The organism is Streptomyces sp. NPDC013187, assembly GCF_042899705.1.
GTDB lineage: Bacteria > Actinomycetota > Actinomycetes > Streptomycetales > Streptomycetaceae > Streptomyces > Streptomyces hawaiiensis_A.
This window is the reverse complement of record NZ_JBIBAF010000019.1, coordinates 69,875-94,113: the sequence shown is the minus strand read 5'-3', so window position 1 is coordinate 94,113 and position 24,239 is coordinate 69,875. Positions and strand designations below refer to the sequence as shown.

Here is a 24,239-nt window from a genome sequence, read left to right as displayed (position 1 = left end):
TGTAGACTTACCGTCGTTGCTGATCGCACCATAGTGCGGACAGCTCGCCGCCTTAGCTCAGATGGCCAGAGCAACGCACTCGTAATGCGTAGGTCTCGGGTTCGAATCCCGAAGGCGGCTCCACGGTAAACCCCAGGTCAAGCTTTTGACCTGGGGTTTCTTGGTGTTCATGCTCGACCCGGGCCGTTGTGCCAGAGCACTTCGGCAGTGTGCGGGGCAGGTCGCCCCGGCGGTGATGGCGGCTTGCTCGAGTCCCGTCGGCCCCGCGCCAACGTCCGCGTGGGCCCGGAGCCCTGGCGTGTTTCAGAGGGTCGTTTCCCGCTCCACCGGCAGCCACAGCTCGGCGTCCGCCTCCGTGCCGTCGGATGACAGGCGGGTGCGGAGGATCTCCGGGCCGGGGCGGGTGCGGTAGGGGTTGGACGGGAACCACTCGGTGTACACGTCGTGCCAGAGGCGCTGGATCGCCTCGGGGGCCGGGCCCGATGTGGTGAAGACCGCCCAGGTGCCCGGCGGGACCGGGAGGGCTGTGGTGCCCTCGGGTGCTGGTGCTGGTGCTGGTGCTGGTGCTGGTGCCGGTGCCGGTGCCGGTGCCGGAGCCGGAGCCGGAGCCGGGGAAGAGGTGATCACGGCGTGGTAGTAGTCGAGTTCCGTGCCCTCCGCGCGACTCGGATTCAGATCGTCGCAGACCGCGACGAGACCCTGCGGCTCCTGGTCGGACATTTTCTCCAGGTGCTCCAGCGCGGGTTTGTCGAGGCCCCGGACGAAGTCGATGATCGCCTGGTTCGGGCCGGAGTGGATCAGGGGGATCCGGGTCTTGAAGCCCGTGACGGTGAAGGCCGGGCGGTCCATGACGCGGTAGTGCATGCTGCTGCTCCCTTCGACGGTGAGGCGGAAGGTCAACCGGGGCTGGGAGACGAGCGCGGCGCCGGTACGACGGGCCTCGCCCGGGCCCACGCCGTGCATCGCGCGGAACGCCCGCGCGAACGCCTCGCCGGAGCCGTAGCCGTAGCGGACCGCGATCTCCAGGAGCGTCACGTCCCCCGCCAGCACCTCCGCGCCCGCGACCGTCAGCCGGCGGCGGCGGATGTACTCCGACAGAGGCATGCCGGCCAGGGCCGAGAACATGCGGCGCAGGTGGTACTCCGAGGTGCATGCGATACGCGCCAGTTCCGCCGCGTCGACGGTGTGGCCGAGGTCCCTTTCGATCCGGTCCATCGCCTGGTTGAGCCGGTCCAGCACGTCCGGTCTCCTTCCTTTCGTGCCTTCACGCTAGGCAGCGCGTGCCCTGCCGCACCCGACATCCTGTGCCCGCTCCGGTCGGGTGCCGCCCTGCGCCGGACGGCGTAGGCGCACCGCCGTCCGGCAGGCGTCCTCAAGACGTCCCTACCGTGAACGGCTAGCATCGCCCGGCAATCAGTCAGCTGCCGACCGGTACGAGGTGAGGACATGGGGGCGCCCAGGATCGCCGTCGCCGTGGTGACGATGGGCAACCGGCCCGACGAGGTCGACGCCCTGCTGGAGTCCGTGGCCAAACAGGACGTGCCGCCCGAGCGGATCGTCGTCGTCGGCAACGGCTGCCCGCTGCCCGACTTCGCCCGCAGACTGTCGCTGCCCGGCGAGGTCACCACCGTCGAACTCGACGAGAACGTCGGCTGCCCCGGCGGGCGCAACGCCGCCCTGGCGCGGCTGCGGGAATTCGGCGACATCGACGTCGTGGTGGATCTGGACGACGACGGACTGCTCGTCGACCCCGACGTGCTGCGCCGCATCAGGGACCTGTACGCCGCCGACGAGCGGCTGGGCATCGTCGGCTTCCGCATCGCCGACGAACTCGGCGAGACGCAGCAGCGGCACGTGCCCCGCCTCGGCAACTCGGACCCCCACCGGGGTGGTTACGTCACCGGCTTCCTCGGTGGCGGACACGGGCTGCGGATGGCGATGCTCGACGAAATCGGAGACTGGCCCGCCGAGTTCTTCTTCGCGCACGAGGAGACCGACCTCGCGTGGCGGGCGGTGGATGCCGGGTGGCGAATCCTGTACGCGCCGGAGCTGCTGCTCCGGCACCCCAAGACCTCGCCCGCCCGGCACGCCATCTACTACCGGGTGAACGCCCGCAACCGGGTCTGGCTGGCCCGGCGTCGGCTGCCGCTCCCGCTCGTCCCCGTCCATCTGGGCGTGTGGGTGCTGCTCACCCTCGCCCGCAACCGGTCGGGCGCCGGGCTGCGCGCGTGGTTCGGCGGTTTCGTGGAGGGCGTACGGGAGCCGGCGGGGGAGCGGCGGCCCATGCGGTGGCGGACGGTGTGGCGGCTGACCCGGCTGGGACGGCCGCCCGTCATCTGACGCGCCGCCCGGCATGTGACGCGCCGCCCGGCATGTGACGCGAGGCGTCCGGCATGTGACGCGCCGCCCGTCATCTGACGCGCCAGTGGAGTCCGACTTGCCGGAGAGTCCGGCTCGTCGAGGACCTGACTCGCCGCAGAGGCCGGCGCGCCGAAGAACTCGCCGCGCCGGAGAGATGGAGAGGGCCCCGGCCGTTCACCTCGCCGACCGGGACCCGGACCCGGCCGCGGCGGCGACACTCCCCCGAGTTGCGCGTCCAGACGCGCGCACCGCCGGGCCAGATCCGATGTAGTGATCACATCAGGCCTTGCCAACGGATCGCTAACATGTGGCCAATGTTTCGCCGTTGGGTCATCCGCCGATCGGCCGGAAGTCGCCGAACCGGGGTCGAGGACGGCCAGGGCATCGGCTGATCCAGACGCAGCAGGTGAAAGCCGGGTGGCGGAAATTCGTCGCCCAGGGGTGGAAACCCGCCACGGCGGGGTGCACGGGGGGTAGTGACGCGATGATGCGGTTCGGGCTGTTGGGCCCACCGGTGCTGTTCCGCGACGATCGAGGCGGGACCCGGAGTGACGCCACGCCCGTCCCAAGCGCCAAGTCCCGTGCCCTCCTTGCCACATTGCTCCTCGACGCAGGGCGGGTCGTCTCCGCCGAAGCGCTCGAGGACGCGCTGTGGGGCGGAGCACCGCCCGTTTCCGCCCGGGCCTCGCTGCACAATCACATCGCCCGGCTGCGGCGGCTGCTCGACGACCCCGGGCGGCTGCGCACCGTGCCGTCCGGGTACGTGCTGGGGCTCGACGAGGGCGAGCTGGACGTCCACGTCTTCGACGGACACGTCACCGCCGCGCGTACCGCGCACGCCGGCCAGGCCTGGGAACGGGTCGTGCGTGAGTGCGCGGCCGCGCTCGGGCTGTGGCGGGGTGCGCCGCTCGCCGGGCTGCCGCCCGAGGTGGGTGGGTACGCCTTCGCGCAGCGGCTGAGCGAGGCCCGGCTGTTGCTGCTGGAGTGGCGCTACGACGCCGAGCTGGCGCTGGGCGGGCCGCGGCTGCAGGAGCTGGTGCCGGAGCTGGCGGCGCTGACCGGCGAGTATCCGCTGCGGGAGGTCTACCACCGGCAGCTGATGCTCGCCCTGCACCGCACCGGCCGTCAGGCCGAGGCCCTGGCCGTCCACCGGGACCTGCGGACTCGCCTCGTCGGCCGACTCGGCATCGAGCCGGGGGCGGGGGTGCGGGAAGCGCATATCGAGGTGCTGCGGGGGGCCGTGGGCGACGGTGGTGCCGGGGAGCCCGGTGACAGCGGCAGAGTGTCGATGTGTCCCGTCGGCGGGGCGCCACCCGGTGAACCGGCCCGGCCGGTGCCTCCGCCTGGGGCACTCGGTGAACCGACTCGGCCGGTGCCTCCGCCTGGGGCACTCGGTGAACCGACTCGGCCGGTGCCTCCGCCCGGGGCACTCGGTGAACCGGCCCGGCCGGTGCCTCCGCCCGCCCAACTTCCGCCGGCACCGACCCCATTCGTCGGCCGCGGCGCCGTACGTGACTCCCTGCACCGCGCGCTCACGGCACCCGGCCCCCATACCGTCGCCGTCGTCAGCGGCATGGCCGGTGTCGGCAAGAGCGCCCTCGCCCTGCAGGTCGCCCACCAGGTGGCGGAACGTTTCCCCAATGGGCAGTTGCACCTCGATCTGCACGGCGCCACCTCGGGCGTGACGCCTCTCACCCCTGGTCAGGCGCTCACCGCGCTGCTGCGTGACCTCGGGACCGAGTCCTGCCGCGTCCCCGAACAGCCGGACGCCGCCGCCGCGTTGCTCCGGTCACTGCTCGCACCGGGCCGCACGCTCCTGGTGCTGGACGGCGCCGCGAGCGCCGCGCAGGTACGGCCGCTGCTGCCGGGCGGTGCCGGGTGCGCGGTGATCGTCACCAGCCGTTCGCCGCTGACCGCCCTCGACGGCGCTGCCCGGTTCCCGCTGGCCCCGCTGTCGGACGAGGAGAGCGCCGAACTCCTGTGCAGCGCCTCGGGCCGCGACGGCCTGGACGGCACGGACGCCGTCCGGCGCCTCGTCGAGCTCACCGGCCGGCTTCCGCTGGCCCTGCGGGTCCTCGCCGCGCGGCTCGCCGCCCGCCGGGCCCTGACGCCCGAGTCGCTCGCCGGACAACTCGCCACCGCAAAGGGGCGGTTGCGCCACCTGGAGTACGACGACCTGAGCGTCCGCCGCTCCCTGGCCGTCGCCTACGACGCGCTCGCCGTCTCCGAGCGCGAGGCCGACCGGGACGCGGCCCGAATCCTGCGCGGTATCGGCACGCTCGACCTGCCTGCCTACGGCGTCCCCCTCCTCGCCCGTCTCACCGGCATCGGCGCACCCCGCACCGAGGCGGCCGTGGACCGCCTCCTCGACGAGGCCCTGCTGGAGGAGACGGCGTACGGCCGCTACGTGCCGCACGTCCTGGTGCGCGACTTCGCCCGTGAACGCGCCGGAGAGCGGGGCGCCGCGGACGCCGCCGGCTCGACGCTGCACTGGTACGCAGCTGTCGCCGAGCAGGTCCTGGCCGCGACCGTGGGACCCGGCCTCGACCAGGACGACGTCCCTCCTGGATCCGCCGCTGCCTGAAGCACCGCGGCCCGCTGCGCGCACTCCGGGGCTCCGCGTCGGCGCCCGACCCGCCTCGGTGCCCGACCCGCGTCGGTGCCCGACCCGCGTCGGTGCCCGACCCGCGTCGGTGCCCGACCCGCGTCGGTGCCCGACCCGCCTCGGTGCCCGACCCGCCTCGGTGCCCGACCCGCCTCGGCGCAGACCCGCCTCGGTGCCCCCGCGTCGGCGCAGACCCGCCTCGGTGCCCGACCCGCCTCGGTGCCCGACCCGCGTCGGTGCCCGACCCGCCTCGGTGCGCCAGCCCAGCCGTCCAGCAGCGGATGATCACTTGGCGTCCGCGTAGCACTCCACCACGGCCGTCGTGAACGGAAACCGCACCGGGGTCTCGCCGAAGGTCAGTCGCCCGGCCAGAGCCGCCGCCTCGCGGATCGCCGCCACGACCGCCTCGGCCTCCTCCGCGGGGCAGTGCACGATCACCTCGTCGTGCTGGAAGAAGACCAGCTCGGCCGCCAGCTCCGCGCAGGTCCTGCGCAGCGCGGCGAGCAGCAGCAGCGCCCAGTCGGCGGCGCTGCCCTGGACGACGAAGTTGCGGGCGAAGCGGCCGCGGGCGCGGGCGTTGGTGGAGGCGTAGCCGGGCACCCACGCGGTGCTGTCGTCGGACTGGTCCGCCTCGGCGGCCGGGATGCCCGCTTCCTCCGTCGCGTCGTCCGTCCCCCGGGCCGCCGGCGGGCAGGTCCGGCCGAGCCAGGTCCGCACGAGCCGGCCCTCCTCACCGGCCCGGGCCGCGTCGTCGACGTACGCAACGGCTATGGGGAACCGGCGTCTGAGGGCCGCGAGGTTCTTCAGGCCGTCGCCGGAGGTCTGGCCGTAGACCGCGCCGAGCACGGCGAGTTTGGCCTGGGAGCGGTCGCCGGAGAAGGCCCGGTCGGAGACCGACTGGTACAGGTCGCTCTCCCGCCCGGCCACCTCCATCAGGCCCGGGTCGCGGGAGATCGCGGCGAGGACGCGCGGTTCCATCTGGTCGGCGTCGGCGACGACGAGCCGCCAGCCGGGGTCGGCGACCACGGCCCGCCGGATCACCTTGGGGATCTGGAGCCCGCCCCCGCCGTTGGTGACCCAGCGGCCGGTCACCGTCCCGCCCGCCAGGAACTCGGGCCGGAAGCGGCCCTCGCGGACCCAGTCCTGCAGCCAGGACCAGCCGTGGGCGACCCAGATGCGGTACAGCTTCTTGTACTCCAGCAGGGGTTTCACGGCGGGATGGTCGACCGTCTCGATCTCCCACCTACGAGTCGAGGAGACCTTGATGCCGGCCTGCGCGAAGGCCTTGACCACGTCGGCGGGCAGGTCGGGGCGGACCCGGCGGCCGAACGCGGTGGACACCTCCTCGGCCAGCTCGGCCAGACGGCGTGGCTCGCCGCCGCCCGCGTACCGCTCGCCCAGCAGGTCGTGCAGCAGCGTGCGGTGCACCTCGGCGCTCCAGGGCAGCCCGGCGCGGTTCATCTCGGCCGCCACCAGCATGCCCGCCGACTCGGCGGCCGTGAGCAGCCGCATGCGGTCGGGGCGCTCGGCGCTGTCGTGCCGCCGCTGCTGCTCGGCATAGACCGCGAGGAGGTCCGCCAGGGGCAGGTGGACGCCCTGAGGTTCGAACAGGGAGGACTGGGAGCCCGGTTGCGCGGACCGCTGCGGCGGATCGGGCGGTACGGGGCCGCCGCGCAGCCGGGCCAGGGCGGCCGCGGCCGAGCGTGGTTCCCCGTACCGCCCCTCGTGGCCGAGGAGGAGTGTCTCGGCGGCCTCGATGTCGTAGCACCGCTCGACTCGCACCCCCGTGGCGAGCAGGCGCGGGTAGACCTCGGCGGTGGACCGCCACACCCACCGCGTGACGCCGGGACGGCTCCGCACGGCCTCGGCGGGATCCGCCTCCCGCCGCACCGGTCCGGCGGGCAGCCCGTCCGGGCCGAGGGGGGCGACGTCCACGCCACCGTCCTCGGCCGGGGCGAGCGCCCATCGGTCGGCCATGCGGTGAGTGTGACAGGGGGGTCTGACAACGCCCTCTGTCGCCGACGTGCCTCAGGACTCGTCCGGCATGTCCTTCTGCGCCTGCACGATCTTCTCCAGGGCCTCGGCCACGAACCGCTCGGTCCGCTCCTTGCCGATGCCCAGGCCGCTGAGGACCCCTTGGCCGTTCTCGTGCTCCAGCAGGGCGAGCAGGATGTGCTCGGTGCCGATGTAGTTGTGGCCGAGACGCAGGGCCTCGCGGAAGGTGAGCTCCAGGACCTTCTTGGCGGCCGGGCCGTACGGCACGAGCTCCGGGGCGTTCTCGACGGCGGGTGGGAGCGCCGCCGTGGCCGCCGCGCGGACCGCGTCGAGGGACACCCCCTGCTCGACGACCGCCTTCACGGCGAGTCCCTCCGGTTCGGCCAGCAGTCCGAGGACGAGGTGTTCGGGCAGGCCCTCGGCGTTGTGCGCGGCCTTGGACGCGTTGTGCGCCGCCATCACCACGCTGCGGGCGCGCGGCGTGTACCGGTTGAAGCCCTGGCTCGGATCGAGGTCGGCCGACTCCTTGGGCACGAACCGCTTCTGCGCGGCCTGCCGGGTGACGCCCATGCTCTTGCCGATGTCGGTCCAGGAGGCGCCGGAGCGCCGGGCCTGGTCGACGAAGTGGCCGATCAGGTGGTCGGCCACGTCGCCCAGGTGGTCCGCGGCGATCACGGCGTCCTGGAGCTGGTCGAGCGGCTCCTCGTGGACCTTCTTGATGGCCGCGATGAGGTCGTCGAGACGGATGGATGACGTGGTGTCGGGGTTCGTCATGTGTCAACCGTAGGTTGCGCCCTCTCGACTGTCAACCGCAGGTTGACAGTCGGCCTCGGGTTCCGGGCCGGACATGACGGCGTGGCACCATCGGCCCGTGAGTACGTCCAGCACCGTCGACCGCGCGTTCGCAGCGGCCCTCTACGAGACCGGCGAGGCGGCCCTCGACGCCGGCGCCTCCCTGCTCGCCTCCGACCCGGCGGCGGACCGTGAACTCGACCGTCGCGGACAGGAGTTCGTGGCGGCGGCCTGGCGGCGCGGCTGGCAGCCGGCCGACGTGGTGCGGATCGTCCGGCGCGAGCTGGACGATGTCCACGTGCTCCTCGTGGCCGCGCTGATCCGCGCACAGGCGCCCGGCGACCGCCCCCGGGGCCGCCGCTGGAACGGGCAGCTCGCGGATCTCCCGGCCGACGCCCCGCCCCGCACCGACCGCTTCTCCTGTGCCACGGCCGTGCTGGAGCTGTACCGCCTGCTGCTGCGGCTGCCGTCCCTGGAGGCCCTCGACGAGACGCCCGGGGCGGCGCCCGGGGAGGCCAGGGGCGAGTCGCGGATGCTCACCCGCATCCGTGCCCTGCTCGCCAAGGCCGAGGCCACCGGGTTCCCCGAGGAGGCGGAGGCGCTCAGCGCCAAGGCGCAGGAGCTGATGGCCCGGCACAGTGTCGACGAGGCGCTGCTCGCGGCGCGGGCACCCTCCCCGGACACACCCGGGGCCTGCCGGATCGGAGTCGAGCCGCCGTACGAACAGGCCAAGGCGGTGCTGCTGGACGCCGTAGCCCACGCCAACCACTGCCGCGCGGTGTGGAACGAACCCCTCGGCTTCTCCACCGTCGTCGGCTTCGAGACCGACCTGGAGGCGGTCGAACTCCTCCACACCTCACTCCTGGTGCAGGCCACGGCCGCGATGACCAGGGCGGAGGCCGTGCAGAGGGCCGGTGGCCGCAAGCGCACCAAGACGTTCCGGCAGTCGTTCCTCGCGGCCTACGCCCACCGCATCGGCACCCGGCTGGCGGCAGCCGCCGAGACGCAGGTGACCGACGACCTGCTGCCGGTCCTCGCCTCCCGCGAGGTCGCCGTCGCCGGGCGGCTGGACCGGATGTTCCCGGAGACGACCACGACCCGGCTGCGCGGGGTGCGCGACGCGGAGGGCTGGACGCAGGGCGCGCAGGCGGCGGACCGGGCCCAGGTCCGGCACCGGCCACCGCTGCGCTGACCTGCCGACAGGGGCTCCGGCCGCCGCTGAACGCTGATCTGCCGTCAGGGCTCCGGCCGCGCCTGCGCTGATCTGCCGTCAGGGCTCCGGCCGCGGCTGCGCTGATCTGCCGTCAGTGCCGTCAGTCGCCCGACGTCTCGAAGCCGCTCACCGAGGGCTTCTGGTCATCCCTCCAGTCGACGGCGCCGTACGACCACGCCAGTTCGTGCGCGGTCTTGGTGTCGCCGGGCAGGGTGAAGGACGCCTTGCGCACGGCGAGGCTCTGCGCGGAGCCCGCCTCGCCCCGGACGTAGGTGATGGTGAAGGACGTGGTGCCGCCCTTCCCGAGGGTCAGCGACTGGGCCTTCGCGCCCTCGTCCGGGGAGACGGAGGTCGTCTTGTCGTCGGCCAGCAGGTCCACGCCGGGGAAGCCCTTCAGCGTGCACCGCGGGCCCTTGTTGGTGAGCGTGACGGTGACGGTGCCGGTGTCCCCCGCGGCCGGGGCGGCGCCGGCGCCGACCTCCACGCCCATGTCGCCGAGCGCGCACGCCGAATCGCTCGGCCGGTCCGCGTTCTTGACGTCGTCGCCACCGGACGTGTCGCTGCTGCAGCCGGTCAGCAGGACCGTAGCGGCGAGGGCGGCGGCCAGGGTGAGGGGGTAGGTGCGCATGAGGTCCTCTGGACGTGCGAAAGCGGCATCGGGCCCCTGGATCATCACGCACGCGACTGCCGCTGGGGCAAGCACCCCCTACGATTCCCCCGAACGTCGGACGGGCGGGCGCCCCCGGCCGGATGCCGAGGCCGCCCGGACCGGATGCCGACGCCGAACGGGCCGCAGCGCCCATGAGGCGTTCGCGGCCCGTCCGTGAAGGAGGCAGGGGTCAGCCGAGGCTCGCCGTCGGCAGCCCCGTCGGGAGCTTGCCGCCCTCGGCCTTCCGGTAGGTCTCCGTGCCCAGGCCGCCCTCCCAGGTGACCTTCAGACTGCTCCCGTTCACCGAGTCGACCATGCCGGTCGCCCGGTCCTTGGAGCCGTCCGTGCACTTCAGGCGGATCATCCGCATGCCGGACTCCTCGTCCGCCGTGCCGCTGCACACGTTCCCACCGGTGCCGAACAGCGCGGCCTGCTTGCCGGTGATCACCAGGGCCACGGCCTTGCCGCCGGTCGTCGCGAGCCAGCTGCCCGCCAGCGCGCCACCGGCCGACTCCCCGGAACCGGAACCGGAACCGGAGCCGGAGCCGGACCCGGAGTCGCCGCCCGTGCCGGTGGACGCCGAGGCGGACGGGGCCGGGCTGGAGGCCGAGTCGTCGCCCGAGTCGCCGCCGCTGCTGCAGGCGCTCAGCACGAGCGCGCCCGTCAGCCCCGCGGCCGCCGCAGCGACGCGCACGGCGCCGGAGCGGCGCGAGAAGATCACCGAAGTCACTGCAAGCCCCCAAGCTGTAGCCGGCCGACCGGCCCGGACGGCACCGGCCGGCCCCGTGGCCGGAACGATCGCAGCAAGCTACCAGGGCCCGTCAAGAGCCCTTGCGAACGCCCCTTACCAGGACGACTTGCGCACGCCGGGCAGATACCCCGCGTGCGCCTGCTCCCGCAGACTCACCCGGGACAGCCCGAACGCCCGGAAGTAGCCGCGCGGCCGGCCGTCCACCTGGTCGCGGTTGCGTACGCGCGTGGCACTCGCGTCGCGCGGCTGCCTGCGCAGCTCCGCCTGTGCGGCGAGCCGTTCGGCCGGAGTCGACGACGGCCGCCGGACGATCTCCTTCAGCTCCGCCCGCCGGGCGGCGTACCGCGCGACGATCTCCTGCCGCCGGTCGTTCTTCGCGATCTTGCTCTTCTTCGCCATCAGATCCTCACTCCCCGGGCGCGGATCCGGGCGACGGCCGCCTCGATCCCGATCGTGTCGACGGTCTTGATGCCCTTGGTGCTGAGCCGGAGCCGGACGTACCGGCCCTCGCTCGGCAGCCAGTAGCGCTTGGACTGGATGTTGGGGTCGAACCGGCGGGGCGTACGCCGGTGGGAGTGGGAGATGCGGTTGCCGAAGCCCGGCTGTGTGCCGGTCAGCATGCAGTGCGCGGACATGGGTGGTGACGTACCTCTCTGCCTCAAGTTGTGGAAATGGATTTCATTTTCAGTATCATAGCGGCATGGCACGCAACGAACTCCGTCCGGTCATCAAGCTCCGGTCCACCGCCGGGACCGGCTTCACCTACGTGACCCGCAAGAACCGCCGCAACGACCCGGACCGCATGACTCTGCGCAAGTTCGATCCGGTCGTCGGCCGCCACGTCGACTTCCGAGAGGAGCGCTGACCATGCGCCAGGGAATCCACCCGGAGTACGGCCCCGTCGTCTTCCGCGACCGTGCCGCCAACTACGCCTTCCTCACCCGCTCGACTCTGTCCGCCACGGCGGGCGAGAAGACCGTCGAGTGGGAGGACGGCAACACCTACCCGGTCGTCGACGTCGAGATCTCCGACGTCAGCCACCCCTTCTACACCGGCACCGCCCGCGTCCTGGACACCGCCGGCCGCGTGGAGCGCTTCGAGCGCCGGTACGGAAAGAAGGGCTGATCCCGTGGCTGTCCCCCCTGGGCTCCCCGTCGTGATCGTCGGCGGGCTGCATGCCGACGCCCGCAGGGCGGCCGTCGCGCGGCTGCTCGCCGACGTGCCCGGCAGCGTCGTGCTCCACCACGACCTGGCGACGGCCGCCGCGGGCACGGTCGTACGGACCATCCGGGACGCCTCCGGGGTCCTCGACGCGGGGGAGGCACCGCTCGTCAACGACTGCGCGTGCTGCGCCCTGCGAGAGGACCTGGTGCCCGAGCTGGAGCGGCTGCGGGACGCCGGATCCACCCGGCTGGCCGTCGTCGAGCTGTGGGACTCCGTCGAGCCCAAGGCCATGGCCGAGGTCGTCACGGCGGGCGGGCTCACCGTCACCGGCGTGATCACCGCCGTCGACCCGGCCCTGGTCCTGCCCTACCTCGGCAACGGCGACGACCTGGCCGACGCCGGTCTCGCCGCCGCCGCGACCGACCAGCGCACGATCGCCGACACCTTCGCGCGCCAGCTGGAGTACGCCCCCGTCCTCGCCGTCGCCGACTCCCCGGAGGCCGACGACGAGGACCGCGAGCTGCTGGCGCAGCTGCACCCGACGGCCCGCTTGGCCCCCGTCGGGCAGGGAGCCCCCGCGGACCGGGCCGACGACGGCCTGACCGTGCCGACCCCGCGCAGGCCTCCGCTCTCGCCACTGGCCGAGGCCGCCCTGGCCGGCTTCGACGTCGAGGCGGCCGCCGCCGCCCAGCACCCGGCCTGCGCGCTGCTCCCGGCCGAGGCCGACGCGCACGGCGTGTCCACCCTGGTGTGGCACCGGCGCCGCCCCTTCCACCCGGAGCGGCTGTACGCCGCGCTGGAGGACCTCACCTGTGCGGCCGCCCGCAGCCGGGGCCGGTTCTGGCTCGCCGACAAGCCCGACACGCTGTTCCACTGGGACGCGGCGGGCGGCGCCCTGTGCGTGGAGAGCGCGGGCCCGTGGCTGGCGTCCCTCCCGGACGCGGCCTGGGAGATGGTCCCGCCGGTGCGCCGTGCCGCCGCCGCGCTGGACTGGCATCCCGAGCACGGGGACCGCGGCCAGCACCTGGTCTTCACCTCGCCCGGCCTCGACCGGGACGGCCTGGAGCGACTGCTGGAGTCCTGCCTGCTGACGAACGCCGAGTACGCCGCCGGCCCCGACGCCTGGCAGCGCCTGCCGCACGCCTTCGACACCCTCCTGGAGGTCTGACCCGCCATGCCCCGCAAGCCCGACCGCAAGCCCGCCAAGGACCGGCCCAACCCTCTGTACCAGGCCGGGATCACGTACATCGACTACAAGGACACCGACCTGCTGCGGAAGTTCATCTCCGACCGCGGCAAGATCCGCAGCCGCCGCGTCACCCGGGTGTCGTCCCAGCAGCAGCGGCAGCTGGCCAGGGCCATCAAGAACGCGCGCGAGATGGCGCTCCTGCCGTACGCCGGCCGCTGACGCCGAGCCCGTCGGGCCCGGGTGAGGTTCCCCGTGCTTGACGGGTGGGGGACCTTTTGCCCGTGGCTCGACCGGGTCGTAGTCCGCCGCCGGCCGTCCGGTGCCGCGGCCCGCGGCGGGCCGTCTGGACCGGGCCGAAGGCCGCTGGGACCGGGCCGGACGCCGGTCCGGCCGGACACCCGGTGGCGTTCCCGCGAGCCGTGCCGGGGTGCTGCCGGGCGCAGTACGCGTGGGTGGGCGGGGCCGCGAGCCGAGCGGGTGTCCGGCGATGGTCCGAGCCGGGCACCGGCCACCAGGACGACCCCGGTCTCCTGCGACCGGCCCATTTCTCCCCGTCCTCGCAGGCCATGGACGCCTTCCGGATGCGGGTCGGCCAGTCGAACGCCCTTCGCTCAGCCGTGCGCTTCAGCTCCCGCTTCTCCGGTGCGGCCCCCGCGCCGCCGCCTCGACCCGCCGCCGAGCGGATGCTCCGCCTCCATCGGACCTCCCCGAACCGGGCCACTTCGGCGCAGGCCGCAGGGAACGAGACGTGGGGACGAGCCGTCAAACAGTCGAGAGCTTCGGGTCAAGCGGTCGTCAAAGCTGTAACCGCAGGAGCACCCCGCGTGCACGTGCATCTGCCCATGCATCTGCACATGAACAGGGCTATGATCCGGGTCAGTTGACCACTGCACCAATGGCCACACCAGCCAGTGCACCACCGGGGAGCGACCTGTGGACCACGACGTGTACAACGGTATGGCGGCCGCCGGACTGCGCGGTGTGGCCTGGCAGAAGAGTCGGCACAGCAACTCGCAGGGCTCGTGCGTGGAGTTCGCCCGACTGCCGGGCGGTGACGTGGCCGTGCGCAACTCGCGCTTCCCCGACGGTCCCGCACTGGTCTACACCCGTGCGGAGATCGAGGCGATGCTGCTCGGCGTGAAGGATGGCGAGTTCGACCACCTGGTCGGCGGCTGAAGCCGCGGCAGCCCGGGGCGAAATCGGGGCGATCCGCCCTCAACGCGCGGTGACGCGCGTAGAACCGCGACGCCAGAATGCGCCGCGGTCTCTCACTCTCCGCCGGGTCGTGAACCGGCGTGCGGCAGCCGGAACAGCGCCCAGACCACCTTGCCGTCGAGCGCGCCCGCGAGCGGGTGCCAGCCCCAGCTGTCGCTGAAGGAGTCGACGAGGAACAGCCCGCGTCCCGACTCGGCCGAGAAGTCGTCGGTCTCCCGGGCGACCGGACTGTCGTGACTGGGATCCCGTACCGCGCACACCAGCCGCTCGGCCCACCGCATCAGGTGCAGCCGCACGGGGGGTTCGCGGTCGCCGGTGCACGCGTTGCCCGTCGGCAGCCCGTGCCGCAGCGCGTTGGTGACGAGTTCCGAGACCACCAGGCAGACGTCGTCGAACCGCTCGCCCATGTCCCACTGGTCGAGGGTTCTGCGAGTGAACCGCCGGGCCTCGCGCACCGCTTCGTAGCGGGCGGGAAGGGCGCAGGAGGCGGCGTCCGACACGGCCGCGGGATCCAGCGGAGGAAGGCCCTGCCGTAACGGCTCGAGCATGGTCGATCCATTCGTCCCCATGCGAGGCACTCCCGGGAATTCGCGGTCGGTGCGATGCGGCGGTGGTGCGGGACCATGGTTTCGGATGCGTACAGCAGATGCAAGGGCAGATGCACGTGCACGTGACCGGAATGAGATGTCCCGTACCGGTTGTTGGGAAATTTTTCCGTCATCTTCGCGTCGCTCTTTGGCCGTTCACTTGCCTTCTTCTTGCTCCCGCGCGCGAGCGTCGACCGACTCGATTCCGTTTCCGTAACCGGACGAGTACTGCTCGGAGTGTTTTAGTGGCAGACTGCGGCCCCTGAAGACGTTGGGGAGGCTGGCGAACGTGAGCGCGGGAGAGCCGGGATCGGTGGTGCGGCGCATGCTGCTCGGATCACAACTCAGGCGACTGCGTGAGGCGCGGGGCATCACGCGCGAGGCGGCGGGCTATTCGATCCGCGCCTCCGAGTCGAAGATCAGCCGGATGGAGCTGGGCCGGGTGAGCTTCAAGACCAGAGACGTCGAGGACCTCCTCACCCTGTACGGCATCACCGACGAGCAGGAGCGCTCCTCCCTGCTGTCCCTGGCCAAGGAGGCCAACGTCGCCGGGTGGTGGCACAGTTACTCGGACGTGCTGCCCAGCTGGTTCCCGACCTACGTCGGCCTGGAGGGCGCCGCCTCACTGATCCGGGCGTACGAGGTGCAGTTCGTGCACGGTCTGCTGCAGACCGAGGCGTACGCCCACGCGGTGGTCCGGCGGGGCATGCAGGGGGCGAGCGAGGCCGACGTCGAACGCCGCGTGGCGCTGCGGCTGGAGCGGCAGAAGTACCTCTTCGACGAGCGCGCACCCGACTTCCACATCATCCTCGACGAGGCCGCCCTGCGCCGCCCGTACGGGGACCGCGAGGTGATGCGGGGCCAGCTCCAGCACCTCATCGAGATCTCCGAGCGGCCCAACGTCCGGCTCCAGGTGGTGCCGTTCAGCCTCGGTGGCCACTCCGGCGAAAGTGGCGCGTTCACGATCCTCAGCTTCCCGGAGTCCGACCTGTCGGACGTCGTCTACCTGGAGCAGCTCACCAGCGCGCTGTACCTGGACAAGGTCGAGGACGTCGCCCAGTACGAGAAGGCGCTCAAGGAGCTCCAGAGCGACAGCCCGGGCCCCTCGGAGAGCCGGGACCTACTGCGGGGCCTCCTCCAGCTCTCCTGAAGTAATCCTCCAACTCACCTGAAACATCAGTACGATGACGTGTGATCAGATCGTGATGGCGCGATCGGAGATCTTCCAGGGATCGAGGGATCACACATGTCGTCGTCCTACTTCACCGACCTCGCACAGCAGTACATCGACGGTGAGTGGCGCCCGGGTACCGGTTCCTGGGACATCATCGACTTCAACCCGTACGACGACGAGAAGCTCGCGTCGATCACCATAGCCACGGTCGACGAGGTCGATCAGGCGTACCGGGCGGCGGCCCGCGCCCAGAAGCAGTGGGCCGCGACCAACCCCTACGCCCGCCGGGCGGTCTTCGAGAAGGCGCTGCGCCTGATCGAGGAGCGCGAGGCCGAGATCTCCGAGGCCATCATCGCCGAGCTCGGCGGCACGCGTCTGAAGGCCGCCTTCGAGCTGCACCTCGCCAAGGAGTTCCTGCGCGAGGCGGTCCATCTGGCGCTGGCTCCCGAGGGACGGATCATCCCCTCGCCGGTGGACGGCAAGGAGAACCGCGTCTACCGCGTGCCGGTCGGGGTCGTGGGTGTGATCAGCCCCTTCAACTTCCCGTTCCTGCTGTCGATCAAGTCCGTCGCCCCGGCGCTCGCGCTCGGCAACGCCGTGGTGCTCAAGCCGCACCAGAACACGCCGATCGTCGGCGGCTCCCTGGTCGCGAAGATCTTCGAGGACGCCGGGTTGCCCGGTGGTCTGCTCAACGTCGTCATCACCGACATCGCGGAGATCGGCGACGCCTTCCTCGAGCATCCGGTCCCCAAGGTCATCTCCTTCACCGGCTCCGACGCGGTCGGCCGGCACGTGGCGACCGTCTGCGCCCGGCTGTTCAAGCGCTCCGTGCTCGAACTGGGCGGCAACAGCGCGCTGGTGGTGCTCGACGACGCCGACATCGACTACGCGGTCGACGCGGCCGTCTTCAGCCGGTACGTCCACCAGGGCCAGGTCTGCATGGCCGCCAACCGCGTCCTCGTCGACCGGTCGGTCGCGGACGAGTTCACCGAGAAGTTCGTCGCCAAGGTCAGGACCCTCAAGGCGGGCGACCCGCGCGACCCGGAGACCGTCATCGGCCCGGTCATCAACTCCTCGCAGGCGGACGCCGTCTCCGGCGTCGTCGAGCAGGCGCTCGCCGAGGGCGCCACGGCCCTGGTGCGCGGCGGACGGACCGACAACCTCGTCGAGCCGTCCGTGCTGACGGATCTCCCCGCCGACTCGGCGCTGCTCAAGCAGGAGGTCTTCGGGCCGGTCGCCTTCCTCGTCCCGTTCGACGGCGAGGAGGAGGCCGTACGGCTCGTCAACGACACGCCCTACGGGCTGAGCGGTGCCGTCCACACCGGGAACATCGAGCGCGGGGTCGCCTTCGCCAAGCAGATCGACACGGGCATGTTCCACGTGAACGACGGCACGGTCCACGACGAGCCGATCGTCCCGTTCGGCGGCGAGAAGCACTCGGGCATCGGCCGGCTCAACGGCGACACGATGCTGGACTCGTTCACCACGACCAAGTGGATCTCGGTGCAGCACGGCCGGAGCGGCTTCCCGTTCTAGAAGTCGTCGGCGCCCGGTCCCTTGCGGACAGAACCTGACCGCAAGGGTCCGTAGCTTTGTCGGTGTCAGGGGGAGAGGCCCCCGGGCCTGGCGAAAGGCGGCGGTCATGGTCATGCACGTTCCGGCTGAGGCATACGGCGACGAGCGCGGGGCGCTCCTGTCCTTCATCGCCGAGCAGCGCGGCGGCGTCCGCCGGGCGGTGCTCGGGCTGACGGACGAGCAGGCCTCGTCGCGGCCGAGTGCCAGTGAGCTGTCCCTCGCCGGGCTGGTCAAGCACGTCGCCGAGGTCGAGCAGATGTGGGTCTCCCTGGCCAAGGGCGAGCCGCCGGCCGTCGTGCGGGACCAGAGCAACTGGCACGAGTGCTTCCGGCTGGTCGAGGGCGAGACGGTCGCGTCGCAGCTGGCCTACTGGGAGAAGGTCGCCGCCGAGACGGAGGCGTACATCCGCTCGGTGCCGAGCCTCGACGACACCTTCGCGCTGCCCGCCCAGCCCTGGTTCCCGCCGGACGGCCGGGTCTCGCACCGCTGGCTCTGTCTCCACCTCATCCGTGAGACGGCCCGGCACGCCGGTCACGCCGACGTCATCCGCGAGTCGCTCGACGGCCGGACGGCATTCGAGCTGGTGGCCGAGGAACAGCGGGTGGTGGCCGAGGCATAGCCTTGGCCGCATGTCAACGATCCGCCTCCTCGTGCTCGGCGCGGTCCGTATGCACGGGCGGGCCCACGGCTACCAGGTGCGCAACGACCTGGAGTACTGGGGCGCGCACGAGTGGTCCACCGCCAAGCCCGGCTCGATCTACCACGCGCTGAAGCAGATGGCGAAGCAGGGGCTGCTGCACGCGCACGAGATCGCCCCGTCGACGGCCGGCGGTCCGCCGCGCACGGAGTACGAGATCACCGGGCAGGGCAGCGAGGAGTACTTCCGGCTGCTGCGGGAGGCGCTGGTCACCTACGACCAGCGCGCGGACGTGAAGACGGCGGCCGTCGGCTTCATCGTCGACCTGCCGCGCGCCGAGGCGGTCGCGCTGCTGAAGGAGCGGACCCTGCGGATCGAGCAGTGGCGGACCTCCGTCCTGGAGCACTACGTGCCCGAGGAGGGCCCAGGGCAGCTCGGGCACATCGGCGAGATCATGAACATGTGGGTCCACACGGCCGACTCCGAGGCCGAGTGGACCCGCGGTCTCATCGAGCGCATCGAGGGCGGCGCCTACACCTTCGCCGACGAGGGCGACCCGTTCGTCGGCGTCCTGGCCGACGGCGAGGAGAACCCGTACGCGACGGGGGAGCGGCACCCCGGGGACGACCACTAATCAAGTTTGACGAATGGCTCGGGCGGGGATACCTTCGAGCCTGTAGTCAACTTTGACTAGATGGGGAGGCTCAGTGGCCGACGCGGCGATCACCGTCGAAGGCGCGGAGAAGACGTACGGCGACAAGAAGGCGCTGAACGGGCTCGACCTCACGGTCGCGCGCGGCACGGTGCACGGAGTGCTCGGCCCGAACGGAGCCGGCAAGACCACCCTGGTGAGGGTCCTGTCCACCCTGCTGCGACCCGACGCGGGCCGGATCGAGGTGGCAGGGCACGACGTGGTGCGCGAGGCCTACGCCGTGCGGCTGCGCATCGGCCTGCTCGGCCAGCACGCCGCACTCGACGAGGAGCTCGGCGGACGGCAGAACCTGGAGCTGTTCGGCCGGCTGCACCACCTGGGCGCGCGGCGGGCACGCGCGCGTGCGGACGAACTCCTGGAGCGTTTCGACCTGGCCGACACCGGCCGCAAGGCGGTGCGGCAGTACAGCGGCGGCATGCGGCGCCGCCTGGACCTCGCCGCGTCCCTGATCACCGAGCCGGAGGTGCTGTTCCTGGACGAGCCCACCACCGGTCTGGATCCACGCGGCCGTGCCGAGGTGTGGTCGTCCGTCCGTTCCCTGGTCGGCGGCGGCACGACCGTCCTGCTCACCACCCAGTACCTGGAGGAGGCCGACCAGCTCGCCGACCGCATCTCGGTCGTCGCCGCCGGACGGGTCATCGCCGAGGGCACGGCGGACGAACTGAAGGCCGAGACGGGCGGCGACCGCATCGACGTGGTCCTGCGCGACGCGGGTCAACTGGGGGCCGCCGTCGCGCTGTTGCCGCTGACCCGGATCAGCGTCGACGCCGACCGCCGGCTGCTGAGCGCTCCGGTCACCGACCGCATGGAGGCGCTCTCCGGGGTCGTACGGGCCCTTCGGGAGGCCGGGATCGAGGCGGAGGACGTCGCCCTGCGCCGCCCGACGCTGGACGAGGTGTTCCTGCACCTCACCGGAGACGACCGCCGAGTGAAGGAGACCGCGTGACCGCGCACGCCCTGACCGACTCCTGGACCATGACCCGCCGGGAACTCGCCCGCTGGGGACGGCAGCCGGTGCAGCTGGTCGTCAACCTTGTCTTCCCGGTGATGCTGCTGCTGATGTTCGGCTACCTCGTCGGCGGCGGCCGCGGGGTGAGCGGCGAGTACCGTGACTACCTGATCCCCGGCATGCTCACGCTCACCATGGCCTTCGGCCTGGAGGGCACGATGCTCGCCGTCACGCAGGACCTGAACAAGGGTGTGATCGACCGCTTCCGATCGATGCCGATGGCCGACGGGGCGGTGCTGGTGGGCCGTTCGGCCGCCGACATGCTCCAGTCGGCGACGGGCCTGTTGGTGCTCATCGGCGTGGGCGCCGCGCTCGGCTGGCGGCCCGGCGGCGGCCCGGCGGCCCTCCTCGCAGCCGTGGGCCTGCTGCTCCTGTTCCGGTTCGCCATGCTGTGGATCGGCATCCACCTGGCGCTGGTCGCCGGGAAGCCGGAGATGGTCCAGGCCGTGCAGATCCTGGTCTGGCCGGTCGGCTTCCTCTCCAACGCGCTGGCCACGCCCGGCTCCATGCCCGGCTGGCTGGGCACGGTCGTCGAGTGGAACCCGATGTCCCACACGGCCACGGCCGTACGGGACCTGTTCGGCGTGCCCGGCACGGAGTCCGGGCACGCATGGGCCGCGGTCGTCTGGCCCCTGGCCCTGCTGGCGGTGTTCTTCCCGCTGGCGGTACGGAGGTTCGCGCGGCTGAGCCGCTAGGGCCTGTCGTTTGGATCAGGTCGGCCGAGAGTGACAGCGCCTCTCGGCCGACCCGAGCGGGGCGTGGTGCGTGCAGATGCAAGGCGGAGGAGGGGCCCCCACCGCGTCGCCCCCCTCCTCCGCCTCGCAGCTACACGCACCGGGCCCCGCTCACCGACCTCGGCAAGCACCGTCGATTCCCTGCGACCTGATCCGAACGACGGACCCCAGCCCCGGCAGGCAGGGTACGGGCGGCTGAGGCGCCGCCCGTCCCGTCGGGCGGTGCGGACGCGGCCTAGTGGTGGAAGCCGGTCGCAGCGCCCTTGTCCTCGGTCAGCGGGCGAGGCTGCCGCCGCAGGTCCGGCAGCAGCCGCTCCAGGTCCTGCGCGAGCAGATCGGCGAGGTCGGCGGAGAAGCCGTTGCGGCACACCACCCGCAGCACGGACAGGTCCTGACGGTTCTCCGGGAAGGTGTACGCGGGCACCAGCCAGCCGTGCTCACGCAGCCGCCGGGAGACGTCGAAGACGTCGTACGCGGTGACCTCCGGCGCCGTCGTGAAGGCGAACACCGGCAGTTCGTCGCCCCGGGTCAGCAGCCGGAAGTCGCCGAGGGCCTCGATGCGCCCGGCCAGCCCCGTGGCCACGTCCCGCGCGGCCTGCTGGACGGCCCGGTAGCCCTGCCGGCCCAACCGCAGGAACGTGTAGTACTGCGCGACGACCTGCGCGCCCGGGCGGGAGAAGTTCAGCGCGAACGTCGGCATGTCGCCGCCCAGGTAGTTCACCCGGAACACCAGCTCCTCGGGCAGGGCCTCCGCGTCCCGCCACAGCGCCCAGCCGACACCCGGGTAGACCAGCCCGTACTTGTGCCCCGAGGTGTTGATCGACGCCACCCTCGGCAGCCGGAAGTCCCACACCAGATCCTCGTCGATAAACGGCGCGACCATGGCCCCTGACGCCCCGTCGACATGCACCGGGATGTCGAGTCCGGTCCGCTCCTGCAGCGCGTCGAGTGCCGCGCACAGGTCGGCGACCGGCTCGTAGGAGCCGTCGAAGGTGGAGCCCAGGACGCCGACGACGCCGATGGTGTTCTCGTCGCACCGCTCGGCCGCGGTCCGCGGGTCCAGGTGGAACCGCTCGCCCTCCATGGGCACGAGCCGGGCCTCCACCTCCCAGAAATTGCAGAACTTCTCCCAGCAGACCTGCACGTTCACGCCCATCACCAGGTTGGGCCGCGCGCCCGGGTAACGGTCGGCGTTGCGCTTCGCCCAGCGCCGCTTCAGCGCCATCCCCGCGAGCATGCACGCCTCGCTCGACCCGGTCGTCGAACACCCCACGGCACGCGCCGGATCGGGGGCGTTCCACAGGTCCGCGAGCATCGCCACGCAGCGCCGCTCCAGCTCGGCGGTGCGCGGGTACTCGTCCTTGTCGATCATGTTCTTGTCCCGGCACTCCGCCATCAGCAGCCCGGCCTCGGGTTCCATCCAGGTGGTGACGAAGGTGGCGAGGTTCAGCCGGGCGTTGCCGTCGAGCATCAGCTCGTCGCGTACCAGCTGGTGGGCGGTCGCCGGTGCGATGGGCTGCTCCGGCAGCCGGTGGGTGGGCGGGGCCTCGGCCATGTCGCCGAGCGGGTTGGCGGGACCGTAGAAGGGGTTGACGGACAGACGGCTTTCGGCGGCTTGCCGGGGACCTTCGTGAAGCGGCATCGGGTGTCTCCGGGGGTGAGTTCTGAAGGGGGTGAAGACGTCAGGGGGCTTCAGTGGACCGACGTGCCGTCCCTGCGCAGCTGCATCTGCGGCCGGCCCGTGACCAGCAGCCAGGCCGGCAGCGAGGCGATGCAGAGCAGGGCGATGATCCCCGGCTCGGCGACCAGCACCGCGGCCACGAACAGGCTGATCCAGCCCTGCCTCGTGATCGCCAGCAGCACCCCGAGCACACCGGCGGACACCCCCACCGAGGGATGCACCCCGGACACCAGGGCGTGCGCGCACAGGCCGAGGGCGGTACCGACGAACACGGCGGGGAAGATCCGCCCGCCACGGAAACCGCAGGACGCGGCGACGACCAGCGCAGCCAGCTTCACCACCGTCATGACGGCGAACTCCCCGGCCGACCAGCCGTCCGGGTCGTGCGCCAGCGTGGCGATCTCGTCGAGCCCCTTGAACAGCGTCAGATGGCCGCCCGCAGCCGCGAGAGCGCCGAGCACGACCCCGCCCGCCGGGAGGATCAGCATCGGGTGCCGCAGCCGCTGGAAGGCCGCGTGGACGTACGGGAAGGCCCGCACGGCGCACAGGGCGAGCAGCGCGCCCACCGCCGCGACCACGGCCGACGCCAGCAGGTCGGACCAGCCCGGCCGGCCGAAGGAGGGCAGGTTCAGGGCGAAGCTCGGGTGGTCGAGGAGGGTGATGGTCAGGGAACCGGCGGCCGCGGCGGTCAGGGGCGCGAAGAGGCTGTCCCACAGCATGCCGCGGGTCTCCTGGCGGGCCAGCACCTCGGAGATCACCAGGGCGGCCGCCACCGGGGTGCCGAACAGGGCGCCGATGGTCGCCGCCTCCGCCAGCGCCGGCCAGATGCGGCCCGGCGCCCGGGGGATGAACCGGCCGCCCAGCCAGACCGCCAGGCCGACGTTCGTGGCGATGATCGGGTTCTCGGGCCCGAGGCTCGGGCCGCCGGCCAGCATCAGCGCGTTCGCCAGCAGCAGCCCGGGCAGCACCACGGGCGGCAGGACGGGGGCCTCCAGGCCGACGGTGGCGGGATCGGGGCCCGCGTGCCCCGGCACCTTCCACACGACCAGCCCGACCGCGATGCCGGTCGCGACGAGCACCGCGAACATCCATGCCACGGAGTACCGGCCGACCCCGAGCGCGTCCGGCACGGTCTCCCACAGCACGTCCTGCAGCTGCTCGGCGGCGACCTCCACCCCCACCAGGATCAGGCTGGAGATCACGCCCACGACGACGGCGGGCAGGACCGACGGCAGCAGGGCGCGCGCGGGGGTCGACGGGGTGACGGCGGGCGCCCGGTCTTCGGAGTCCTGGACCACGGGCACACGATAAACGGATCAAACCGTACAAACGGGATAAGTAAGCAACACGCTTGCACCTCACGTGGCGTGAGGCCCGATCGTGGATCCCGGAAGAAGACGGAAGAAGAAGGGCGCGGAAGTGAGCCATTCCGTGGGACAGGTCGCGGGCTTCGCCGGCGTCACGGTGCGCACGCTGCACCACTACGACGACATCGGCCTGCTCGTCCCGAGCGAACGCAGCCACGCGGGGCACCGGCGCTACAGCGACGCCGACCTCGACCGGCTGCAGCAGATCCTGTTCTACCGGGAGCTCGGCTTCCCGCTCGACGAGGTCGCCGCCCTGCTCGACGATCCGGACACGGACCCGCGCGCGCATCTGCGCCGCCAGCACGAACTGCTGACCGCCCGGATCGAGAGGCTGCGGAAGATGGCGGCGGCCGTGGAGCAGGCCATGGAGGCACGCAAGATGGGCATCGACCTCACCCCCGAGGAACGGTTCGAAGTCTTCGGGGACAAGGACCCCGAGCAGTACGCGCAGGAGGCGGAGCAGCGCTGGGGCGGCACCGAGGCGTACGCCGAGTCACAGCGCCGCGCCGCGAACTACACCAAGGAGGACTGGAAGCGCATGCAGGCCGAGGTGGCCGACTGGGGCGAGCGCTACGACGCCCTGATGACCGCCGGCGAATCGCCGACCGGCGAGGCGGCCATGGACATGGCCGAGGAGCACCGGCAGCACATCTGCGGATGGTTCTACGAGTGCCCGTACGAGCTCCACCAGGGCATGGGCGAGATGTACGTCGCCGACGAGCGCTTCAAGGCGTTCTACGACTCCATGCGCCCGGGGCTCGCCGAACACCTGAGGGACGCGATCGTCGCGAACGCCGCCCGCCACAACGCGTGAGAGGTCCTGGCCCGG

25 protein-coding genes and 1 tRNA gene are annotated in these 24,239 nt (G+C 72.2%); 16 read left to right on the top strand and 10 right to left on the bottom strand.

What is annotated here, in order from left to right; all coding sequences use genetic code 11:
* The first annotated feature begins 46 nt into the window (after window positions 1–46).
* Window positions 47–123: transfer RNA gene (locus ACFY5B_RS33475), tRNA-Thr, on the top strand.
* 180 nt (window positions 124–303) lie between these two features.
* Here ACFY5B_RS33475 and ACFY5B_RS33470 read toward each other — a convergent pair.
* Window positions 304–1,239 (bottom strand): helix-turn-helix domain-containing protein, encoded by a 936-nt coding sequence (locus ACFY5B_RS33470; protein WP_389976981.1) that lies wholly within the window; start codon window positions 1,237–1,239, stop codon window positions 304–306.
* Between the two features lie 207 nt (window positions 1,240–1,446).
* On the opposite strand from ACFY5B_RS33470, the gene ACFY5B_RS33465 reads away from it, so the two are divergent.
* Both ACFY5B_RS33465 and ACFY5B_RS33460 read left to right on the top strand, forming a co-directional pair.
* Window positions 1,447–2,340 (top strand): glycosyltransferase family 2 protein, encoded by an 894-nt coding sequence (locus ACFY5B_RS33465; protein WP_389976978.1) that lies wholly within the window; start codon window positions 1,447–1,449, stop codon window positions 2,338–2,340.
* A gap of 505 nt (window positions 2,341–2,845) precedes the next feature.
* On the top strand, window positions 2,846–4,945 hold the full coding sequence (locus tag ACFY5B_RS33460) for a BTAD domain-containing putative transcriptional regulator (protein WP_389976975.1): 2,100 nt from the start codon (window positions 2,846–2,848) through the stop codon (window positions 4,943–4,945).
* A 306-nt stretch (window positions 4,946–5,251) separates the two neighbouring features.
* Here the strand turns inward: ACFY5B_RS33460 and ACFY5B_RS33455 are convergent, their stop codons facing one another.
* On the bottom strand, window positions 5,252–6,943 hold the full coding sequence (locus tag ACFY5B_RS33455) for a bifunctional 3'-5' exonuclease/DNA polymerase (RefSeq protein WP_389976972.1): 1,692 nt from the start codon (window positions 6,941–6,943) through the stop codon (window positions 5,252–5,254).
* Between the two features lie 51 nt (window positions 6,944–6,994).
* The gene (locus ACFY5B_RS33450; RefSeq protein ID WP_389976969.1) at window positions 6,995–7,735 is read right to left on the bottom strand and encodes a Clp protease N-terminal domain-containing protein; all 741 of its coding nucleotides are present in this window, start codon (window positions 7,733–7,735) and stop codon (window positions 6,995–6,997) included.
* A gap of 97 nt (window positions 7,736–7,832) precedes the next feature.
* On the opposite strand from ACFY5B_RS33450, the gene ACFY5B_RS33445 reads away from it, so the two are divergent.
* The gene (locus ACFY5B_RS33445) at window positions 7,833–8,945 is read left to right on the top strand and encodes a DUF2786 domain-containing protein (protein WP_389976966.1); all 1,113 of its coding nucleotides are present in this window, start codon (window positions 7,833–7,835) and stop codon (window positions 8,943–8,945) included.
* 121 nt (window positions 8,946–9,066) lie between these two features.
* Here the strand turns inward: ACFY5B_RS33445 and ACFY5B_RS33440 are convergent, their stop codons facing one another.
* From ACFY5B_RS33440 to rpmB, 4 genes are all read right to left on the bottom strand, one after another.
* Window positions 9,067–9,594 (bottom strand): DUF4232 domain-containing protein, encoded by a 528-nt coding sequence (locus tag ACFY5B_RS33440; RefSeq protein WP_389976962.1) that lies wholly within the window; start codon window positions 9,592–9,594, stop codon window positions 9,067–9,069.
* Between the two features lie 211 nt (window positions 9,595–9,805).
* Window positions 9,806–10,336 (bottom strand): hypothetical protein, encoded by a 531-nt coding sequence (locus tag ACFY5B_RS33435; protein WP_389976959.1) that lies wholly within the window; start codon window positions 10,334–10,336, stop codon window positions 9,806–9,808.
* A 123-nt stretch (window positions 10,337–10,459) separates the two neighbouring features.
* Window positions 10,460–10,765 (bottom strand): 30S ribosomal protein S14, encoded by a 306-nt coding sequence (rpsN, locus tag ACFY5B_RS33430; RefSeq protein WP_389976956.1) that lies wholly within the window; start codon window positions 10,763–10,765, stop codon window positions 10,460–10,462.
* On the bottom strand, window positions 10,765–11,001 hold the full coding sequence (rpmB, locus tag ACFY5B_RS33425; RefSeq protein ID WP_344461052.1) for a 50S ribosomal protein L28: 237 nt from the start codon (window positions 10,999–11,001) through the stop codon (window positions 10,765–10,767). The genes rpsN and rpmB overlap by 1 nt, the downstream gene beginning before the upstream one ends.
* A gap of 65 nt (window positions 11,002–11,066) precedes the next feature.
* On the opposite strand from rpmB, the gene rpmG reads away from it, so the two are divergent.
* From rpmG to ACFY5B_RS33400, 5 genes are all read left to right on the top strand, one after another.
* Window positions 11,067–11,231, top strand: coding sequence for a 50S ribosomal protein L33 (gene rpmG, locus ACFY5B_RS33420; RefSeq protein ID WP_053669727.1), 165 nt, complete (start codon window positions 11,067–11,069; stop codon window positions 11,229–11,231).
* A 2-nt stretch (window positions 11,232–11,233) separates the two neighbouring features.
* The gene (locus tag ACFY5B_RS33415) at window positions 11,234–11,491 is read left to right on the top strand and encodes a type B 50S ribosomal protein L31 (protein ID WP_142161178.1); all 258 of its coding nucleotides are present in this window, start codon (window positions 11,234–11,236) and stop codon (window positions 11,489–11,491) included.
* A 4-nt stretch (window positions 11,492–11,495) separates the two neighbouring features.
* Window positions 11,496–12,698, top strand: coding sequence for a CobW family GTP-binding protein (locus ACFY5B_RS33410; protein WP_389976951.1), 1,203 nt, complete (start codon window positions 11,496–11,498; stop codon window positions 12,696–12,698).
* Between the two features lie 6 nt (window positions 12,699–12,704).
* On the top strand, window positions 12,705–12,938 hold the full coding sequence (gene rpsR / locus ACFY5B_RS33405; protein WP_361873223.1) for a 30S ribosomal protein S18: 234 nt from the start codon (window positions 12,705–12,707) through the stop codon (window positions 12,936–12,938).
* Window positions 12,939–13,676: 738 nt separating this feature from the next.
* Window positions 13,677–13,895 (top strand): DUF397 domain-containing protein, encoded by a 219-nt coding sequence (locus ACFY5B_RS33400; protein WP_050810297.1) that lies wholly within the window; start codon window positions 13,677–13,679, stop codon window positions 13,893–13,895.
* A 92-nt stretch (window positions 13,896–13,987) separates the two neighbouring features.
* Here ACFY5B_RS33400 and ACFY5B_RS33395 read toward each other — a convergent pair whose 3' ends face one another.
* Window positions 13,988–14,503: an ATP-binding protein gene (locus ACFY5B_RS33395; protein ID WP_389976947.1), complete on the bottom strand. Its 516-nt coding sequence runs from the start codon at window positions 14,501–14,503 to the stop codon at window positions 13,988–13,990.
* 343 nt (window positions 14,504–14,846) lie between these two features.
* Here ACFY5B_RS33395 and ACFY5B_RS33390 point away from each other — a divergent pair, with 343 nt between their 5' ends.
* The 6 genes from ACFY5B_RS33390 to ACFY5B_RS33365 all read left to right on the top strand — a co-directional run bounded on the left by ACFY5B_RS33390 (window position 14,847) and on the right by ACFY5B_RS33365 (window position 20,323).
* Complete coding sequence (locus ACFY5B_RS33390) at window positions 14,847–15,671, top strand: helix-turn-helix domain-containing protein (protein ID WP_389977091.1); 825 nt, start codon at window positions 14,847–14,849, stop codon at window positions 15,669–15,671.
* Window positions 15,672–15,767: 96 nt separating this feature from the next.
* Window positions 15,768–17,231: an aldehyde dehydrogenase family protein gene (locus tag ACFY5B_RS33385; protein ID WP_389976944.1), complete on the top strand. Its 1,464-nt coding sequence runs from the start codon at window positions 15,768–15,770 to the stop codon at window positions 17,229–17,231.
* A gap of 106 nt (window positions 17,232–17,337) precedes the next feature.
* A complete protein-coding gene (locus tag ACFY5B_RS33380) occupies window positions 17,338–17,889 on the top strand; it encodes a DinB family protein (RefSeq protein ID WP_389976941.1) in 552 nt (183 codons plus the stop codon).
* A 10-nt stretch (window positions 17,890–17,899) separates the two neighbouring features.
* The gene (locus ACFY5B_RS33375) at window positions 17,900–18,541 is read left to right on the top strand and encodes a PadR family transcriptional regulator (protein ID WP_389976938.1); all 642 of its coding nucleotides are present in this window, start codon (window positions 17,900–17,902) and stop codon (window positions 18,539–18,541) included.
* A 73-nt stretch (window positions 18,542–18,614) separates the two neighbouring features.
* Window positions 18,615–19,565 (top strand): ATP-binding cassette domain-containing protein, encoded by a 951-nt coding sequence (locus tag ACFY5B_RS33370; RefSeq protein WP_389976935.1) that lies wholly within the window; start codon window positions 18,615–18,617, stop codon window positions 19,563–19,565.
* A complete protein-coding gene (locus tag ACFY5B_RS33365) occupies window positions 19,562–20,323 on the top strand; it encodes an ABC transporter permease (RefSeq protein WP_389976932.1) in 762 nt (253 codons plus the stop codon). The genes ACFY5B_RS33370 and ACFY5B_RS33365 overlap by 4 nt, the downstream gene beginning before the upstream one ends.
* Window positions 20,324–20,597: 274 nt before the next feature.
* Here the strand turns inward: ACFY5B_RS33365 and ACFY5B_RS33360 are convergent, their stop codons facing one another.
* Together ACFY5B_RS33360 and ACFY5B_RS33355 are read right to left on the bottom strand one after the other, a co-directional pair.
* Window positions 20,598–22,004: a glutamate decarboxylase gene (locus tag ACFY5B_RS33360; protein WP_389976929.1), complete on the bottom strand. Its 1,407-nt coding sequence runs from the start codon at window positions 22,002–22,004 to the stop codon at window positions 20,598–20,600.
* A gap of 50 nt (window positions 22,005–22,054) precedes the next feature.
* Window positions 22,055–23,347 carry an ion channel protein gene (locus ACFY5B_RS33355; RefSeq protein WP_389976927.1) on the bottom strand — a complete coding sequence of 431 codons (1,293 nt, stop codon included), beginning with the start codon at window positions 23,345–23,347 and terminating at the stop codon, window positions 22,055–22,057.
* Between the two features lie 115 nt (window positions 23,348–23,462).
* Between ACFY5B_RS33355 and ACFY5B_RS33350 the strand changes: the two genes are divergently transcribed.
* Window positions 23,463–24,224 carry a MerR family transcriptional regulator gene (locus tag ACFY5B_RS33350; RefSeq protein WP_389976924.1) on the top strand — a complete coding sequence of 254 codons (762 nt, stop codon included), beginning with the start codon at window positions 23,463–23,465 and terminating at the stop codon, window positions 24,222–24,224.
* The last annotated feature ends 15 nt before the right edge of the window (window positions 24,225–24,239 follow it).

Coding starts and splice junctions, on each gene's coding strand:
- ACFY5B_RS33465 (WP_389976978.1), top strand. CDS start 1,447: ATGGGGGCGCCCAGGATCGCCGTCGCCGTGGTGACGATGGGCAACCGG.
- ACFY5B_RS33460 (WP_389976975.1), top strand. CDS start 2,846: ATGATGCGGTTCGGGCTGTTGGGCCCACCGGTGCTGTTCCGCGACGAT.
- ACFY5B_RS33455 (WP_389976972.1), bottom strand. CDS start 6,943: ATGGCCGACCGATGGGCGCTCGCCCCGGCCGAGGACGGTGGCGTGGAC.
- ACFY5B_RS33450 (WP_389976969.1), bottom strand. CDS start 7,735: ATGACGAACCCCGACACCACGTCATCCATCCGTCTCGACGACCTCATC.
- ACFY5B_RS33440 (WP_389976962.1), bottom strand. CDS start 9,594: ATGCGCACCTACCCCCTCACCCTGGCCGCCGCCCTCGCCGCTACGGTC.
- rpsN (WP_389976956.1), bottom strand. CDS start 10,765: ATGGCGAAGAAGAGCAAGATCGCGAAGAACGACCGGCGGCAGGAGATC.
- rpmB (WP_344461052.1), bottom strand. CDS start 11,001: ATGTCCGCGCACTGCATGCTGACCGGCACACAGCCGGGCTTCGGCAAC.
- rpmG (WP_053669727.1), top strand. CDS start 11,067: ATGGCACGCAACGAACTCCGTCCGGTCATCAAGCTCCGGTCCACCGCC.
- ACFY5B_RS33415 (WP_142161178.1), top strand. CDS start 11,234: ATGCGCCAGGGAATCCACCCGGAGTACGGCCCCGTCGTCTTCCGCGAC.
- rpsR (WP_361873223.1), top strand. CDS start 12,705: ATGCCCCGCAAGCCCGACCGCAAGCCCGCCAAGGACCGGCCCAACCCT.
- ACFY5B_RS33400 (WP_050810297.1), top strand. CDS start 13,677: ATGGCGGCCGCCGGACTGCGCGGTGTGGCCTGGCAGAAGAGTCGGCAC.
- ACFY5B_RS33395 (WP_389976947.1), bottom strand. CDS start 14,503: ATGGGGACGAATGGATCGACCATGCTCGAGCCGTTACGGCAGGGCCTT.
- ACFY5B_RS33390 (WP_389977091.1), top strand. CDS start 14,847: ATGCTGCTCGGATCACAACTCAGGCGACTGCGTGAGGCGCGGGGCATC.
- ACFY5B_RS33385 (WP_389976944.1), top strand. CDS start 15,768: ATGTCGTCGTCCTACTTCACCGACCTCGCACAGCAGTACATCGACGGT.
- ACFY5B_RS33380 (WP_389976941.1), top strand. CDS start 17,338: ATGGTCATGCACGTTCCGGCTGAGGCATACGGCGACGAGCGCGGGGCG.
- ACFY5B_RS33375 (WP_389976938.1), top strand. CDS start 17,900: ATGTCAACGATCCGCCTCCTCGTGCTCGGCGCGGTCCGTATGCACGGG.
- ACFY5B_RS33360 (WP_389976929.1), bottom strand. CDS start 22,004: ATGCCGCTTCACGAAGGTCCCCGGCAAGCCGCCGAAAGCCGTCTGTCC.